The sequence below is a fragment of the Frankiales bacterium genome (assembly GCA_016125335.1).
GTDB lineage: Bacteria > Actinomycetota > Actinomycetes > S36-B12 > CAIYMF01 > Longivirga.
The window spans coordinates 33,568-50,267 of sequence record WGLY01000027.1; the positions used below are offsets into that span (position 1 = coordinate 33,568).

Consider the following 16,700-nt stretch of genomic DNA (forward strand, 5'->3'; position numbering starts at 1 on the left):
GTCTGGAGGCCATGCCCCGCACGTCGACCCCCCAGCGTCCGTTCGGCCGGATGCTCACGGCGATGGTCACGCCCTTCCACGCCGACGGGTCGCTGGACACCCACGCCGCCGCCGCCCTCGCCGAGGACCTCGTCGAGCTCGGCAACGACGGCCTGGTGATCAGCGGCACCACGGGGGAGTCGCCCACCACGAGCGACGACGAGAAGGAGCGCCTGCTGCGCGCCGTCGTCGAGGCGGTCGGCGACCGGGCGCACGTGCTCGCCGGCGTCGGCACCTACGACACCCACCACTCGATCGAGCTGGCCCGCACCGCGGAGAAGGCGGGCGCGCACGGCCTGCTCGTGGTGACGCCCTACTACAGCAAGCCGCCGCAGGAGGGGCTCGTCGCCCACTTCACCGCGGTCGCCGAGGCCACCGGCCTGCCGGTGATGCTCTACGACATCCCCGGCCGCACCGGCACCGCGATCGCGGCCGAGACCCTGCTGCGCCTGGCCGGGCACCCGCAGGTGGTGGCCGTGAAGGACGCCGCCGGCGACCCGTTCAAGGCGCAGCGGGTGATGTCGCGCTGCGAGCTCGTCTACTACTCCGGCGACGACGCGATGAACCTCCCGCTGCTGGCCGTCGGCGCCGTCGGCGCGGTGAGCGTGACCGGCCACGTCGTGGCCGACCGGATCGCCGCCATGATCGCCGCGCACGAGGCCGGCGACGTCGAGCTCGCCCGCGAGCTCAACGACGAGCTCGTCCCCGTCACCGAGGGGATCATGACCAGGACCCAGGGGGTCATCGCCGTGAAGGCAGCGCTCGAGCACCAGGGCCGTCCGGGCGGTGGCGCGCTGCGGCTGCCTCTGCTGCCCATGCCGGCCGCGGACCGCCACGCCCTCGTGGAGTCGCTCGCGGACGGCGGCGTGCCGGGCTTCGAGTCGGTCGCATGAGCCACGCCCACCCGGAGCTCGGGACGCCTCCCGCGCTCCCCGCCGACGGGCTGCGCGTCGTCCCCCTCGGGGGCCTCGGCGACATCGGCCGCAACATGACCGTGTTCGAGCACGCCGGGCGGCTGCTCGTCGTCGACTGCGGCGTGCTGTTCCCGGAGGACGCCCAGCCCGGCGTCGACCTGATCCTCCCGGACTTCGACTTCATCCGGGACCGCCTCGACGCGGTCGAGGCGATCGTGCTCACGCACGCCCACGAGGACCACATCGGCGCGGTGCCCTACCTGCTGCGCGAGCGCGCCGACATCCCCGTGTACGGCTCGAGGCTCACCCTGGCGCTGCTCGAGTCCAAGCTGCGCGAGCACCGCATCAAGGGCACCACCGTGGAGGTCGCCGAGGGCGGCACCACGACGGCCGGCCCGTTCGAGCTCGAGTTCGTCGCGGTCAACCACTCCATCCCGGACGCGCTCGCGGTCTTCATCGCCACCCCGGCCGGCACCGTGCTGCACACCGGCGACTTCAAGATGGACCAGCTCCCGCTCGACGGGCGCATCACCGACCTGCGGTCCTTCGCCCGGCTCGGCGAGCGCGGCGTCGACCTGTTCCTCGTCGACTCGACCAACGCCGAGGTGTCGGGCTTCGTCTCCAGCGAGCGCGACATCGAGCCGGCGCTCGACCGGGTCTTCACCGGCGCCCAGGGGCGGATCGTCGTCGCCTCCTTCGCCTCGCACATCCACCGGATCCAGCAGGTCGTCGACATCGCCCGCCGGCACGGCCGGCACGTCGCGTTCTTCGGCCGCTCGATGGTGCGCAACATGGGCGTCGCGCGCGAGCTCGGCTACCTCACGATGCCCGACGACATGGTCGTCACCCCGGAGCAGCTCGCCCAGCTGCCCGACGACAAGGTCGTGCTCGTGTGCACCGGGTCGCAGGGCGAGCCGATGGCGGCGCTGTCGCGCATCGCGAACAACGACCACCAGATCAAGGTCGGCCCCGGCGACACCGTGGTGCTCGCCTCCTCGCTCATCCCCGGCAACGAGAACGCCGTGAGCCGCGTGATCAACGGGCTCACGCGCCTCGGGGCGAAGGTCGTGCACAAGGGCAACGCGATGGTCCACGTCAGCGGTCACGCGGCGGCGGGCGAGCTGCTCTACTGCTACAACGTCGTCAAGCCGCGCAACGTGATGCCGGTGCACGGCGAGCCCCGTCACCTCAAGGCCAACGCCGAGCTCGCCCTGGCCACGGGTGTCCCGGCCGAGCGCATCGTGCTCACCCTCGACGGCGGGGTGGTCGACCTCGTGGGCGGCGTCGCCCGCGTCACCGGCGCCGTGCCGTGCGGCTACGTCTACGTCGACGGCGCCAGCGTCGGCGACCTCACGGAGTCCTCGCTCAAGGACCGCCGCGTGCTGGGCACCGAGGGCTTCGTCACCTGCTTCGTCGTCGTCGACAGCGTCGACGGCAAGGTCACCGCGGGCCCGGAGATCCAGGCCCGCGGCTTCGTCGAGGACGACTCGGTCTTCGACGAGGTGATCCCGGTCATCCGCGCCGCGGTCGAGGACGCCCTGCGCAACGGCAGCACGGACCAGTACGCGCTCCAGCAGCTGGTCCGCCGCGTCCTCGGCCGGTGGGTCAACGACCAGCACCGCCGGCGTCCGATGATCGTGCCGGTCGTCGTCGAGGCCTGAGCCGCCCCACCCGTCCACCGCCCGACCCCCGCCTCCGTGCCGCTGGGTCCGGTGTGGCGTACGGGGCTGGTGGGAGCCGTGTGAGTACGCTGCCGGACATGGCGACCCGTTCGCCCGCGCCGTCGCGCTCCCGCTCGGGGTCGGGACGGTCCGGGTCTTCCCCGACGAGCCGCCCGAAGGCCCCGGCGAGCAGCCGGTCGTCGTCGGCGCGCGCCTCCCGTCCGCGCATGTCCGCGTCCGAGTCCCGGGCGGCCCGGGCCGCGCGCCCGCCCGGCCCCTCGGCGTTCTCCCGCGTCGTGGGCGGGATCCTGGGCGCGTTCGTGGCCGTGTGGGTCGGCATCGGGCACCTGCTCGGCGCCGTGGTGCGCCGCGTCGGCCACGGCGCGCGCGACCTCGACCCGGCGCACCGCCGCGACGGCCTGGGGCTGGTGCTGGTGGGCCTGGCCATCCTCGTCGCGTTCGCCACCTGGTGGAACGTCACCTCGGGGCTCGGCGGCATCGTCGGCACGATCGTCACCGGCGCGCTCGGCAGCCTCGACTGGGCCCTGCCGTTCCTGCTGCTCGGCCTCGCCTGGCGCGTGCTGCGGCGTCCGGACGAGAGCGCGGCCACCGGCCGCATCACCATCGGCTGGACCGCCCTCGTGCTCGCTGCGTGCGGGCTGGTGCACGTCGCGCACGGCACGCCCGTCCCCGCGGACGGCGCCGACGCGATGGCCGCGGGCGGCGGCGCCGTCGGCTGGCTTGCCTCCGCCCCGGTCGTGTCGGCCACCCACCCGGTGGTCGCCGCGCTGCTGCTCGTGCTGCTCGCCGTCTTCGGTCTCCTCGTCGTCACCGCCACGCCGGTCGCCGCGGTGCCCGAGCGGCTGCGCTACGTCCGCGACCGCCTGCTCGGCGTCGCGCCGATCCCGGTCGAGGGGGAGGAGGAGCCGGCTCCCACCACCGAGACGCGCGCCCAGCGCCGCCGCCGGCGCAAGGCCGAGGCGGCCGCCACGGCCGCCGGATCGGCGCACGGGCTCGGCGACCTCGCCGGCGACGTCGCGTTCGAGACGCCGGTGGTCGCGGAGCAGCCCCCGAAGGGCAGGCGACGCCGCGGCGCCGTGGCCGACGACGAGCACGTCGCGCCGGGCCCCGACGAGCAGTCCACCGTGATCGTGGACCTCACCGAGGACACCGTCGTCACCGCGCCGGCCCGCGTCGTGGCCGACCCGTTGCCCGAGACGCCCTCACGCGTGGAGCAGCTGCCGCTGTCCGGCGACGTCACCTACCACCTGCCGCCGGTCGACGCGCTCAAGCCGGGGGCGGTGCACAAGCCGACGAGCAAGGCCTCCGACGCGGTGGTCGGCTCGCTCACCGAGGTGCTCGAGCAGTTCGGGATCGACGCGCAGGTGACCGGCTACATGCGCGGACCCACCGTGACCCGCTACGAGGTCGAGCTCGGGCCGGCGGTCAAGGTCGAGCGCGTCACCCAGCTGAGCAAGAACATCGCCTACGCCGTCGCGAGCGCCGACGTCCGGATCCTGTCCCCGATCCCGGGCAAGTCGGCCATCGGCATCGAGATCCCCAACACCGACCGCGAGCTGGTGAGCCTCGGCGACGTGCTGCGCAGCAAGGCGGCCACGAGCGACCACCACCCGATGCTCGTGGGCCTGGGCAAGGACGTCGAGGGCGGCTTCGTCTGCGGCAACCTCGCGAAGATGCCGCACATCCTCGTCGCGGGCGCCACCGGCGCGGGCAAGTCCGGCTGCATGAACACGCTCATCACCAGCGTGCTCATGCGCTCGACGCCCGACGAGGTGCGCATGGTGCTCATCGACCCCAAGCGCGTCGAGCTCACCGCCTACGACGGCGTGCCGCACCTCATCACGCCGATCATCACCAGCCCCAAGAAGGCGGCGGAGGCGCTGCAGTGGGTCGTGCGCGAGATGGACCTGCGCTACGACGACCTCGCGCAGTTCGGGTTCCGCCACATCGACGACTTCAACAAGGCCGTCCGCGCGGGGCAGGTGCAGCCGCTGCCGGGCAGCGAGCGCGTCATCACGCCCTACCCCTACCTGCTCGTGATCGTCGACGAGCTCGCGGACCTCATGATGGTGGCGCCGCGCGACGTCGAGGAGTCCATCGTCCGCATCACGCAGCTCGCGCGGGCAGCGGGCATCCACCTCGTGCTCGCCACGCAGCGCCCGAGCGTCGACGTCGTCACGGGCCTCATCAAGGCCAACGTGCCGAGCCGGCTCGCGTTCGCCACCTCGAGCCTGGCCGACAGCCGCGTCATCCTCGACCAGCCCGGCGCGGAGAAGCTCGTCGGCCAGGGCGACGCGCTGTTCCTGCCGATGGGCGCGAGCAAGCCCATCCGCATCCAGGGCTCGTGGGTGACCGAGAACGAGATCCGCGCCGTCGTCGCGCACTGCAAGACGCAGATGGCGCCGGCCTACCGCTCGGACATCACGGCGCCGGCCTCGGCGAAGAAGGACGTCGACGAGGAGATCGGCGACGACCTCGACCTGCTGCGCGCCGCCGTGGAGCTCGTCGTCACGACCCAGTTCGGCTCGACGTCGATGCTCCAGCGCAAGCTGCGCGTGGGCTTCGCCAAGGCCGGCCGGCTCATGGACCTCATGGAGAGCCGCGGGATCGTCGGCCCGAGCGAGGGCAGCAAGGCCCGCGACGTGCTGGTCACGGTCGAGGAGCTCGAGAGCGTGCTCGCCCTGCTCGGCGGCGAGTAGCCGCCTGCCGGCACCCAGGGTGACCGTCGCGCCCGGGGGGCCCGTGATGGGCAGGCCCGAGGCGGACGGAGGGGCCGGCCGGACCGCACGCGTGGTCCTGCCGGGTGTCCGGGGGTCGGACGCCCACCGCTGCCGCGGCCGAACCCCGCTGACCTGCGGGGACACCGCCCGGACGGCGGAAGTCGATCTTGGTCGGGTGGATCGGGGTCACGAACCGGCCTAGCATGGTCGACCGGCGGCAGTCGGAGTGCGCACCCGGTCACTCTCCGTCGACAGGGGAGGGGTCCGGCATGTCCGAGGCACCGCTGACGGTCGGCCAGACCGTCGAGCGCGCGCGCACGGCTGCCGGCATGACCGTCGCCCAGGTCGCGGCCGCCACCCGGGTGCGGGCGACCGTCATCTCCGCCATCGAGAAGGACGACTTCCGCCTCTGCGGCGGCGACGTCTACGCCCGCGGCCACCTCAAGAGCATCGCGACCGCCGTGGGCATCGACCCGGCCGAGCTCGCCGCGCATTTCGACGAGCAGCAGGGGGCCAGCCGGCCCGCCGTGCCCGTCGTGGAGCCCATCGACCAGCCCACCCGCGTGATGGACGCCAGCGGCAGCCTCAGCGCGCTGGCCGGCACGCTGGGCTCCTCGAGCACCGACCGCCGCGGGGCCAACTGGACCGCCGTCATGGCGCTCGCCTTCGTCGCGGTGGTCGTCGTCGGCGCGATCTCGCTGCTGAGCAACCGCGGCGGCGAGGTGCCGGCGGCCGCGAACACGCCGACGCCCACGCCGTCCTCCACGCCGAGCGTCACCGCCCCGGCGAGCAGCCCCGCGGCCACGCCCAGCGACTCGGCGTCGCCCACCACCTCGCCGTCCGACGTCGTGGCCGAGGGCAACGGCGTCACCGTCGTGCTCGACGTCACCGGGTCCGCGTCGTGGATCCGCGCCACCACGGCCAGCGGCAAGACCCTCTACGAGGGCACCCTCCAGCAGGGCGAGCGCAAGACCTTCCGCGACAAGACGAAGGTGAAGCTCCTCATCGGGAGCGCGGGCGCGGTCGAGCTCACCGTCAACGGCAAGAGCCTCGGCAGCCCCGGCGGCAACGGCCAGGTCGTGCGCACCGAGTTCGGGCCGGGCGACCCCACCAACCCCTCCGCCTGACGCCGTCCGCGCCGACCGCCGGCATCGCCGCACGTGAGCGGTGCCGCCGACCCGTAGGCTCTCCTGCATGACCTCTCCCGCCGACGCGACCGTGCGCCGCGTCGCGCTCGTCACCCTCGGGTGCGCGCGCAACGAGGTCGACTCCGAGGAGCTCGCCGGCCGGCTCGCCGCCGACGGCTGGGAGCTCGTCGACGACGCCGCGGACGCGGATGCGGTGGTGGTCAACACCTGCGGGTTCGTCGAGGCGGCCAAGAAGGACTCCGTCGACACCCTGCTCGAGGCGGCCGACCTCAAGGCCCACGGGCGCCCGCAGGCGGTCGTGGCCGTGGGCTGCCTGGCCGAGCGCTACGGCGACCAGCTCGCGGAGTCGCTGCCCGAGGCCGACGCCGTGCTCGGCTTCGACGACTACTCCGACATCGGCGCGCGGCTGCGCCGCATCGTCGCCGGCGAGGCGCACGTGCCCCACGCCCCGCGCGACCGTCGCCTGCTGCTGCCCCTCTCGCCGGTGGAGCGGTCCGAGGCGGACGTCGCGCTGCGGGGCCACGGCCAGCTCGACGAGCCGGACCTGCCCGCGGGCGTGGCGCCGGCCAGCGGGCCGCGCGTGGTGCGGCGGCGCCTGGGCACCGGGCCGTCCGCGCCGCTCAAGCTGGCCTCCGGCTGCGACCGGCGCTGCTCCTTCTGCGCCATCCCCGCGTTCCGCGGCTCCTTCGTGTCGCGCCGCCCGTCCGACGTCGTCGCCGAGGCGCGGTGGCTGGCCGGCCAGGGGGTCCGCGAGGTGGTCCTCGTCTCGGAGAACTCCACCTCCTACGGCAAGGACCTCGGCGACCTGCGCCTGCTCGAGACGCTGCTGCCCGAGGTGGCGGCCGTCGACGGCATCGAGTGGGTGCGCGTGTCCTACCTCCAGCCGGCCGAGACCCGCCCGTCCCTGCTCGAGGCCATCGCGACGACCCCCGGCGTCGTCCCGTACTTCGACCTCTCGTTCCAGCACGCCTCGTCCACCGTGCTGCGCCGCATGCGGCGCTTCGGCGGCACCGAGTCGTTCCTCGAGCTGCTCGCCTCCGCCCGGGCGCTCTCGCCGGGCGCCGGGGCGCGCAGCAACGTCATCGTGGGCTTCCCCGGCGAGACCGAGGCCGACGTCGAGGAGCTCGAGGCGTTCCTCGTGGCCGCCCGGCTCGACGCCGTCGGCGTCTTCGGCTACTCCGACGAGGACGGCACCGAGGCCGCCGGCTACGACGGCAAGCTCGACGAGGACGTCGTGCGCGAGCGGGTCGAGCGGGTCGCCGCGCTGGTGGAGGAGCTCACGGCGCAGCGCGCCGAGGACCGGCTGGGCGACACCGTGGAGGTGCTCGTCGAGCACGTGGGGCTCGACGACGACGGCGCGCCCGTGGTCGAGGGCCGCGCGGCCCACCAGGCGCCCGAGGTCGACGGCGCCACGGCGCTGGTCGACGGTGCCCTGCCGCTGGGGTCCGTCCGCGTCGGCGACCTGGTGACCGCCCGGGTCGTGGCCTGCGACGGCGTCGACCTCGTCGCCGCGGCGGAGGCCCGCCGGTGACCTCGAGCGGGCACCGCGGGGCGGCCGGATGAGGCCGGCACCCCCCGACCACGTCGGCGACCCGGTCCAGTCGCCCTCGGCCTGGAACCTGCCCAACGCGCTCACCGTGCTGCGCCTGCTCCTCGTGCCGGTCTTCGCCTGGCTCCTGCTGCGCGAGGACGGCGCCGACACCGCCTCGCGGGTGTGGGCGGCCGCGGTCTTCGTCGTCGCCGGCACCACCGACTTCGTCGACGGCGAGCTCGCCCGGCGCCAGGGCCTGGTCACCAGCTTCGGCAAGGTGGCCGACCCCATCGCCGACAAGGCCCTCACCGGCACCGCCCTCGTGGGGCTGAGCTGGCTGGGCGAGCTGCCGTGGTGGGTCACCGTGGTGATCCTCGTGCGCGAGGTGGGCGTCACGCTGCTGCGGTTCTGGGTGATCCGCATCGGCGTGATCCCGGCCAGCCGCGGCGGCAAGGCGAAGACCGCGGCGCAGATGCTCGCGATCCTGCTCTACCTGCTCCCGGTGGGCGGCTGGCTGCTCACCGCCCGCGCGCTGGTGATGGCCGTCGCCCTGGTGCTCACCGTGGTGACCGGCGTGGACTACGTCCTGCGGGCCTGGCGCCTGCGCCGCTTCGGCGCCGCGCCGGACGTGCCGTGAGCGCGGGCCCGGATCCGGCCGGGGCGCCGGCGCCGCAGGCGGCCGAGGTGGTGCGCCGCTGCGCCGCGCAGGGGCTCACCCTCGCCGTGGCCGAGTCGCTCACCGGCGGGCTGCTCGTCTCCGCGCTCGTCGCCGTGCCCGGCGCCTCCACCGTGGTCCGCGGGGGCGTCGTCGCCTACGCCACGGACCTCAAGGCCACCCTGCTGGGGGTCGACGCCGGCCTGCTCGAGCGGGCCGGCGCGGTCGACCCCGAGGTCGCGCGCGCCATGGCGCACGGGGCCGCCGCGCGCCTGGGTGCCGACCTCGGCGTCGCCACCACGGGGGTGGCCGGCCCGGACCCGCAGGACGGCCACCCGCCGGGCACGGTGCACCTGGGCTGGGCCACGGCCGCGGGGAGCGGGTCGCGCACGCTGGACCTCGCCGGCGTCGACGGACGCCAGGCCGTGCGCGAGGCCACCGTGGCGGCGGCGCTCGCGCTCCTGCTCGAGCTCGTCGATCCCGCCTGAGCCGCGCCGGGCGCCCCGCCGCGCGCGGTGCGCCGGCCCGACGGAAACCCGGTCGCGCGGGCGGGAACACCGACGGACGATTACACCGTTACACCTTCGACGGCCTCCGGGCCGTCTCCCGCCGGACGGACCTCCGCACCCGGTGGGACCCGCCGGGCGCGATCTGCCGTCCGGCGGACCCTGCTCCCCGAGAGGTGCGCCCGTGATCCCCACCCCCGCCGCCGCTCCCACCACGGTCCCGACGCGACGCGCCGTGATCGCCCGAGCGGGTAGTGCTCCTGCACCGACCGCCCCTGCCGGGTACGGTGTGCACACCGCTCCCGGCGGTGAGTCCCGGGTCCGCGCGAGAGGAGGTGCCCCCGTGGTGGTGCTGCGCCGCGTCATCGGCGACGAGCTCCGGCGTCGTCGCCAGGACCAGGGCCGCACGCTGCGCGAGGTCTCCAGTGCCGCGCGCGTCTCCCTGGGCTACCTCTCCGAGGTCGAGCGGGGCCAGAAGGAGGCCAGCAGCGAGCTGCTCGCGTCCATCTGCACCGCGCTCGACGTCCCCCTCTCGACCGTGCTGCGCGCGGTGAGCGACGAGGTCGAGGTGCTCGAGACCGTCGCCCAGGTCACCGACCTCCCGGTCCCCACCGCGTCCGTCGTCGCGGCCGCCTGACCCCGGTCCCGTGCCGGAGCGGTCCCCGCGGTCGCGCGCGGGCAACGCGATGGGCCGCACCCGTGCGGCGGCTCTCGACGGCGCCCGCCGCGTCCTGGCCGAGCGCGGCGTCCGCAAGGCGACCATGGGCGACGTCGCCGTCCGCGGCGGCCTCGCCAAGGCCACGCTCTACAACCACTTCCGCACCAAGGACGACCTCGTCGCCGGACTCGTCCACGACGAGGTCGTCGACCTGTCCGCCGACTGCGCCGACCTCGCCGCCGACGACCTCGCCGTGGCCCTGACCCGGGCCGCGGACGCGGTCGCGGGCCACGTCGTCGTCGTCGGCCTGCGCGCCGTGGAGCCGGCGTCGCTGGTCGCCCTCGCGGCCCCGGGCAGCGGGGAGGGCTGGGACCTCGTGCGGGCGCAGGTGGCCCGCGTGCTCGACGTCGCCGGCCGCTCCGACGCCGCCGAGCACGTCGACCTCGTGTGCCGGTGGCTGGCCACGCACACCGTCGCCCCCGGCACGCGGGCCTCCCGCGAGGCGCAGGCGCGCGTGCTCGCGGCCGCGCTGCCGGCCGCCGTTCGCACCACGGCGTTCGCCGCCCCCACCACCTGACCCGCGCACCCGGCGCCCGGGCTCACCGCCGTGGGCCGGCCCGACGGGACGGGGGCCGGGCGTCCGCGGCCGGGGCCGGGCCGGGCTGGCAGACGGGGCACCAGAAGGTGACCCGCTCGCGCGGCGGCTCGCCCTGCGGCGCCGTGCGCACCGGGGTGCCGCAGCGGCGGCAGGGCCGGCCCGCGCGGCCGTGCACGTAGTGCTCGTGCCCGCGCCGCGGGTCGCCGGTGGTCACCTGGGCCGCGTGGTCGCGGTTGGCGAGCAGGAACCGGCGTGCGGTCCCGACCACGGCGGGCAGGTCGGCGACCTCGCCCACCGGCGTCCACGGCGAGGTCCGGTGCACGAACAGCGTCTCGGCCATGTAGAGGTTGCCGATCCCGGCGAGCAGCCGCTGGTCGAGCAGTGCGGGCCCGATCTCGCGGCCCGGGTCGGCCCGCAGCCGGGCCAGCGCCGCGTCGGCGTCGAAGCCCGGGTCGAGCAGGTCCGGGCCCAGATGCCCCACCACCTGCTCCTCGGCGTCGGTTGGCACCAGCTCGAGCACGGGGAGGCGGTAGCCGACGGCGTCCCACGCGGCGGTCGAGAGCACCGCGCGCACCTGCCAGTCCGGCCCGCCGGCCCAGCGCGCCCCCGGGCGGTAGAGGTGCCACATCCCGTCCATGCGCAGGTGGCTGTGCAGCGTGAGGCCGCCCTCGAGCCGCAGCAGCAGGTGCTTGCCCCGCGCGGCCGACCCGAGCACGTGCCGCCCGGACAGGTCGGTCGTGGCCAGCGAGGGCACCCGGAGGTCGGTGCGGGTCAGCACGTCGCCGGCCAGGGCGTCGTGCAGGCGCCGCGCCACGAGCCACACGGTGTCGCCCTCGGGCACCGGCTCCTCCTCCCGCGCCGTCCCCGCTCGGGACGCCGCGGCCACCGTCGCACGGGAACAACGCCGGGCGCGAGCGGTGTTGCCCCGCCGTGCGGCGGGCGCCGTACCTCGGACGGGACGGAGCAGGCCGGTGCGGATCGCGGTGCTGGGTACGGGAGTGGTGGGCACGACCCTGGGGACGGCGTTCGTCCGCTCCGGGCACGAGGTGCGGCTCGGGTCGCGCACGGCCGACAACGCGACGGCGGCGGCGTGGGCGCGCGACCTCGGCGCGCCGGCGGGGCACGGCACGTTCCACGACGTCGCCGCGTGGGGCGAGGTGGTGGTCAACGCCACCGCCGGGCTGGTGACCCTCGACGTGCTGCGCAGCGCGGGCGCCGACGCGCTCGAGGGCAAGGCCGTGCTCGACGTGTCGAACCCGCTGGACTTCTCCGGCGGCTTCCCGCCCGCGGTGCTCCAGCCGGAGGGGCGCAGCGTCGGCGAGCACGTGCAGGAGGCCTTCCCGGGCGCCCGCGTGGTCAAGACGCTCAACACGATGACCGCCGCCGTGATGGTCGACCCGCGGTCGCTGCCGGCCGCGCACACCGTCTTCGTCGCCGGCGACGACGCCGAGGCCAAGACGCTGGTCGGCGGTCTGCTGGCCGACCTCGGCTGGGCCCCCGACGAGGTGGTCGACGTCGGCGGCATCGTCGCGGCCCGCGGGCTGGAGCTGTACCTGCCCCTGTGGCTCTCGCTCATGAGCTCGTTCGGGACGCCGGCGTTCAACATCCGCGTGGTGCGCGGCTGAGCGAGGGGCCCGCGCCGGCTCAGGCGCGCAGCCGCAGGCCCTGCGGCGTGGCGGTGAACCCCGCCGCCTCGAGCGCCGAGCCGAGCGGCGAGCGGGAGGTGAGCACCGGCTCGCCGTCGGCGGTCTGCACGGTGAGCCGACCGAGGACGCCGCCGCGCACGGCCGCAGCGAGGGCCGCGCACGCCGCGGAGAGCGCCCGCTCGTCCTCGTCGTCCCACGTGAGCAGGGTGCGCCCGCCCCGCTCGACGTAGATCACCAGGCGGCCGTCGACCAGCACCACCAGCGCGCCGGCCTTGCGGCCGGGGCGGTGGCCGCCGGCGGCGTCCTCGGCGCGGGCCGGCCAGGCCAGCGCGGCGCCGTAGGGGTTGGCCGGGTCCGTGGCGGCGAGCACCACCGCGTGCGGCGCGGCGGCGGGGTCGCGCTTGTCGGGCGCGGCCGCGCGCACCCGGTCCACGGCGCCGGGCAGCGCGAACTGCGCGGCGCCGAGCCCCTCCACGACGTACCCGCGCCGGCAGCGGCCGGCGTCCTCGTACGCCGAGAGCACGCGGTAGACGCCCGCGAACCCGCCCGGCACCCGCTCGGCGGCGACGGCGCCGCGGGTGACGACGCCGTGCCGGTCGAGCAGCCCCTCGGCGAGCGCGGCGGCGCGCAGCGTGAGGTCCGGCTCGCGCGGCTCGAGCGCCGACCAGCGGCCGGCGACCCCCGGGGGCACCAGCCGGGCCGCCGCGGCCGACCGCGACGGCCGGGCGTAGCGGGCGCGCGAGGGCCGCCGCGGCGGCGCGGCGGCGGTGCGCACCCGGCGCCCGCTGCCCGCCAGCCGGGCCCGCAGCGGCGCCCAGGTGTCGCCGGTGACCCGGCCGGACCACACGAGGTCCCACAGCGCCTCGGCCAGCTCGGCGTCCTCGACCCGGCCGGCGCTGCCCTCGACCATCGGCGCGGCCAGCCGCGAGACCCGCTCGGCGAGCTCGCGGAAGAACCAGCCGCCGCCGGCCTCGAGGGTCTCGAGCAGGGCCGCGTGCACCGGGGTGGGCTCGAGCTCGCCGGCCTCCGGCAGCACGAGCGCGGCCGACTCCGCCGGCGCCAGGGCCACCCAGCCGTCGCCGCCCTGCAGGCCGCCCGCCCCGGCCCAGACCACCTCGCCGGAGGACGTGAGCTCGTCGAGCATCGCGGGCTGGTAGCCCTCCACCCGCGCCGGCAGCACGAGGGTCTCCCACGCGGACGCGGGCACCGCGACGCCGGCCAGCTGCTCGACGACGCGCAGCACGCCGTCCGGGCCGCGCAGCCGGCCGCCGACGTGCTGCCACGCCGGCAGGAACGCGCCGAGCGACTCGGGCGGCACCGGCTCGGCCTCGCGGCGCAGCGCCGCCATCGAGCGCCGCCGCACGAGACGCAGCACCTCGGCGTCGCACCACTCGGTGCCCGTGCCCCCGGGCCGGAACTCCCCGGTGACCACGCGGCCGACGGCCGCCAGGCGGGCCAGCGCCCCGGCCACCACGGCCGGGCCGAGCCCGAAGGCGCCTGCGACGTCGGCCACGACGAACGGGCCGTGCGTGCGCGCGAAGCGCGAGACGAGGTCGCCGACGGGGTCCGCCACCGGCTCGAGGAACGCGTCGGGCAGCCCCACCGGCAGCGCCGTGCCGAGTGCGTCGCGCAGCCGGGCGGCGTCCTCCACGGCCGCCACGCGCGCCTCGCCCGCCACGCGCACCTCGATGGCGCGGCGGGCGGCGAGCAGCTCGTCGACCCACGCCGACGTGCCGCCGCGCGCCTCGATCGCCGCGCGGGTGAGCGGCCCGAGCCGGCGCAGGAGGTCGGCCACCCCCTCGGCGCTGCGGGCGTGCCGCTCGGCGGCCAGGCACTGCAGCTCCGCCTCGACGGTGGCCAGCGACGCCGGGTCGAGCAGGTCGCGCAGCTCGGCCTGGCCGAGCAGCTCGGAGAGCAGCGCGGTGTCGAGGGCCAGGGCCGCGGCCCGCCGCTCGGCCAGCGGTGAGTCGCCCTCGTAGAGGTAGGCCGCGACGTAGCCGAAGAGCAGCGAGCGGGCGAAGGGCGACGGCGTCGCGGTCTCGACCTCGACCACCCGGACCTCGCGCGCCTGCACCGACCGCATGAGCGCCACCAGGCCCGGCACGTCGTAGACGTCCTGGAGCACCTCGCGCATCGTCTCCAGGACGATCGGGAACGAGCCATACTGCGCCGCCACCGACAGCAGCTGGGCCGAGCGCTGCCGCTGCTGCCACAGGGGCGACCTCTTGCCCGGGTCGCGGCGCGGCAGCAGCAGGGCGCGGGCCGCGGACTCGCGGAAGCGCGCGGCGAACAGCGCCGAGCCGCCGGCCTCCGCCGTCACGAGCGCCTCGACCTCGTCGGGGTCGAGCAGCGCCGCCTCGAGCACGCCGCGCACGACGTCGTCGTCCTCGACGTCGGGCAGCCGCAGCACGATGCCGTCGTCGGCGTGCATGACCTGCGCGTCGACGCCGTGCCGCTCGCGGATGCGCGCCCCGATCGCCAGCGCCCAGGGGGCGTGCACCTGCGCGCCGAACGGGGAGTGCACGATCACACGCCAGTCGCCGAGCTCGTCGCGGCTGCGCTCGACCACGAGCGTGCGGTCGTCCGGCACGTGGCCGGTCGAGGCGCGCTGCTCGTCGAGGTAGGCGCGCAGGTTGGTGCGGGCCCGCTCGTCGAGGCCCACCGCGGCCAGGCGCTGGTCGGCGTCCGCGGCCGGCAGCGCCGCCACCTCGCGCACGAACGCGCCCATGGCCCGGCCGAGCTCGTAGGGCCGGCCGAGGGCGTCGCCCTTCCAGAACGGGAGCCGTCCGGCCAGCCCCGGCGCGGGCGAGACGAGCACGCGGTCGTGGGTGATGTCCTCGATGCGCCAGCTCGACGCGCCGAGGGCGAACACGTCGCCCACGCGGGACTCGTAGACCATCTCCTCGTCGAGCTCGCCCACCCGCGAGGCCTTCTCGCCCACGAGGAAGACGCCGAAAAGCCCGCGGTCCGGGATGGTGCCGCCGCTGGTGACGGCCAGCCGCTGCGCGCCGGGGCGTCCCGTGAGCGTGCCGGCGGTGCGGTCCCACACCAGCCGCGGGCGCAGCTCGGCGAACTCGTCGCTGGGGTAGCGCCCGGCCAGCATGTCCAGCACGGCGTCGTACGCCGACTGCGGGAGGGTCGCGAACGGGGCGGCCCGGCGGACCAGCGCGAGCAGGTCGTCCACGTGCCAGGTGTCGAGCGCGGTCATCGCGACCACCTGCTGCGCGAGCACGTCGAGCGGGTTGCGCGGCATGCGCAGCTCCTCGATGAGCCCGGCCCGCATGCGCTCGGCGACCACCGCGGTCTGCACGAGGTCGCCCCGGTACTTGGGCAGCACCACGCCCTTGCTCACCGCGCCCACCTGGTGGCCGGCGCGGCCCACGCGCTGCAGCCCGCTGGCGACGCTGGGCGGCGACTCCACCTGCACCACGAGGTCGACGGCGCCCATGTCGACGCCGAGCTCGAGGCTGCTCGTGGCCACGACCGCGGGCAGCCGGCCGGCCTTGAGGTCGTCCTCGATCAGCGCCCGCTGCTCCTTGCTCACCGAGCCGTGGTGGGCCCGTGCCAGCACGGCGGGGGCGCCGCCAGTGGACCCCGCCTGCCCCATGAGCGCGGCCGGCGCGGCCCCCGTCTCGAGCGCGTCGCCGGTGGTGCGCTCGACCCAGATCTCGTTGAGCCGTGCGGTGAGCCGCTCGGCCAGCCGCCGGGAGTTCGCGAACACGATCGTCGAGCGGTGCGCGGCGATGAGGTCGACGACGCGCTCCTCGACGAACGGCCAGATCGACGTGCGCGGCTCGTCGCCCGCGGCGGACCCGGACACCTCACCGGTGGGCGCGCCGAGCTCGGCCATGTCGTCGACCGGCACGACCACCTCGAGGTCGACCTCCTTCGCCGAGGGCGGCCGCACCACGGTGACCGGGCGCGTGCCGCCGAGGTAGGACGCGACCTCCTCGACCGGGCGCACGGTCGCCGAGAGGCCGATGCGCTGGGCCGGCCGCTCGAGCAGGGCGTCGAGCCGCTCCAGCGAGACCGCGAGGTGGGCGCCGCGCTTGGTGCCGGCCAGCGCGTGCACCTCGTCGACGATCACCGTCTCGACTCCGCGCAGCGACTCGCGCGCGGCCGAGGTGAGCACGAGGAAGAGCGACTCCGGGGTGGTGATGACGACGTCGGGCGGGCGCGTGCCGAGCCGGCGCCGCTCGTCCGCGGGCGTGTCGCCGCTGCGCACGGCGACCGCGACCTCGGGCTCGGGCAGCCCCAGCCGCACGGACTCGCGGCGGATCCCGGTGAGCGGGCTGCGCAGGTTGCGCTCGACGTCGACGGCGAGGGCCTTGAGCGGGGAGACGTAGAGCACCCGGCAGCGGCGCAGCGGGTCGGCCGGGCGCTCCTCGGCGGCGACGCGGTCGAGCGCCCACAGGAACGCCGCGAGCGTCTTGCCCGAGCCGGTGGGCGCGACCACCAGGGCGTGCTGGCCGCCGGAGACGGCGTCCCAGGCGCCCACCTGCGCGGCGGTGGGCGCGGCGAACGCCGAGGCGAACCACGCACGGGTCGCGGGGAAGAAGCGGCCGAGGACGTCCTCGGCCACCGCGTCGCCCACCTCCGCCTC

General features: G+C 76.2%; 12 protein-coding genes. 10 read left to right on the top strand and 2 right to left on the bottom strand.

Annotation, left to right across the window (positions count from 1 at the left end):
- The first annotated feature begins 11 nt into the window (after positions 1-11).
- The 9 genes from dapA (at position 12) to GC157_15085 (ending at position 10,430) form a co-directional block, all read left to right on the top strand.
- A complete protein-coding gene (gene dapA / locus GC157_15045) occupies positions 12-932 on the top strand; it encodes a 4-hydroxy-tetrahydrodipicolinate synthase (protein ID MBI1378776.1) in 921 nt (306 codons plus the stop codon).
- Positions 929-2,614 (top strand): RNase J family beta-CASP ribonuclease, encoded by a 1,686-nt coding sequence (locus GC157_15050; GenBank protein ID MBI1378777.1) that lies wholly within the window; start codon positions 929-931, stop codon positions 2,612-2,614. Before dapA ends, GC157_15050 begins: the two co-directional genes overlap by 4 nt.
- A gap of 98 nt (positions 2,615-2,712) precedes the next feature.
- The gene (locus tag GC157_15055; GenBank protein ID MBI1378778.1) at positions 2,713-5,334 is read left to right on the top strand and encodes a DNA translocase FtsK; all 2,622 of its coding nucleotides are present in this window, start codon (positions 2,713-2,715) and stop codon (positions 5,332-5,334) included.
- A 224-nt stretch (positions 5,335-5,558) separates the two neighbouring features.
- Positions 5,559-6,482, top strand: coding sequence for a DUF4115 domain-containing protein (locus tag GC157_15060; GenBank protein MBI1378779.1), 924 nt, complete (start codon positions 5,559-5,561; stop codon positions 6,480-6,482).
- Positions 6,483-6,549: 67 nt separating this feature from the next.
- A complete protein-coding gene (gene rimO / locus GC157_15065; GenBank protein MBI1378780.1) occupies positions 6,550-8,034 on the top strand; it encodes a 30S ribosomal protein S12 methylthiotransferase RimO in 1,485 nt (494 codons plus the stop codon).
- 28 nt (positions 8,035-8,062) lie between these two features.
- Positions 8,063-8,671, top strand: a complete 609-nt coding sequence (gene pgsA / locus GC157_15070) for a CDP-diacylglycerol--glycerol-3-phosphate 3-phosphatidyltransferase (GenBank protein MBI1378781.1) — start codon at positions 8,063-8,065, stop codon at positions 8,669-8,671.
- Entirely contained in the window at positions 8,668-9,177 is a 510-nt protein-coding gene (locus GC157_15075) for a nicotinamide-nucleotide amidohydrolase family protein (GenBank protein MBI1378782.1), read from the top strand. Before pgsA ends, GC157_15075 begins: the two co-directional genes overlap by 4 nt.
- Positions 9,178-9,538: 361 nt before the next feature.
- Positions 9,539-9,832, top strand: coding sequence for a helix-turn-helix domain-containing protein (locus tag GC157_15080; protein ID MBI1378783.1), 294 nt, complete (start codon positions 9,539-9,541; stop codon positions 9,830-9,832).
- 10 nt (positions 9,833-9,842) lie between these two features.
- On the top strand, positions 9,843-10,430 hold the full coding sequence (locus tag GC157_15085; protein MBI1378784.1) for a TetR family transcriptional regulator: 588 nt from the start codon (positions 9,843-9,845) through the stop codon (positions 10,428-10,430).
- Positions 10,431-10,452: 22 nt separating this feature from the next.
- On the opposite strand, the gene GC157_15090 is transcribed toward GC157_15085, so the two are convergent.
- Complete coding sequence (locus GC157_15090) at positions 10,453-11,292, bottom strand: DNA glycosylase (GenBank protein ID MBI1378785.1); 840 nt, start codon at positions 11,290-11,292, stop codon at positions 10,453-10,455.
- A gap of 130 nt (positions 11,293-11,422) precedes the next feature.
- On the opposite strand from GC157_15090, the gene GC157_15095 reads away from it, so the two are divergent.
- Positions 11,423-12,076, top strand: a complete 654-nt coding sequence (locus tag GC157_15095) for an NADP oxidoreductase (GenBank protein MBI1378786.1) — start codon at positions 11,423-11,425, stop codon at positions 12,074-12,076.
- A gap of 19 nt (positions 12,077-12,095) precedes the next feature.
- Here the strand turns inward: GC157_15095 and GC157_15100 are convergent, their stop codons facing one another.
- Positions 12,096-16,679 (bottom strand): ATP-dependent helicase, encoded by a 4,584-nt coding sequence (locus GC157_15100; protein MBI1378787.1) that lies wholly within the window; start codon positions 16,677-16,679, stop codon positions 12,096-12,098.
- Between the last annotated feature and the right edge of the window lie 21 nt (positions 16,680-16,700).

Coding starts and splice junctions, on each gene's coding strand:
- dapA (MBI1378776.1), top strand. CDS start 12: ATGCCCCGCACGTCGACCCCCCAGCGTCCGTTCGGCCGGATGCTCACG.
- GC157_15050 (MBI1378777.1), top strand. CDS start 929: ATGAGCCACGCCCACCCGGAGCTCGGGACGCCTCCCGCGCTCCCCGCC.
- GC157_15055 (MBI1378778.1), top strand. CDS start 2,713: ATGGCGACCCGTTCGCCCGCGCCGTCGCGCTCCCGCTCGGGGTCGGGA.
- GC157_15060 (MBI1378779.1), top strand. CDS start 5,559: ATGGTCGACCGGCGGCAGTCGGAGTGCGCACCCGGTCACTCTCCGTCG.
- rimO (MBI1378780.1), top strand. CDS start 6,550: ATGACCTCTCCCGCCGACGCGACCGTGCGCCGCGTCGCGCTCGTCACC.
- pgsA (MBI1378781.1), top strand. CDS start 8,063: ATGAGGCCGGCACCCCCCGACCACGTCGGCGACCCGGTCCAGTCGCCC.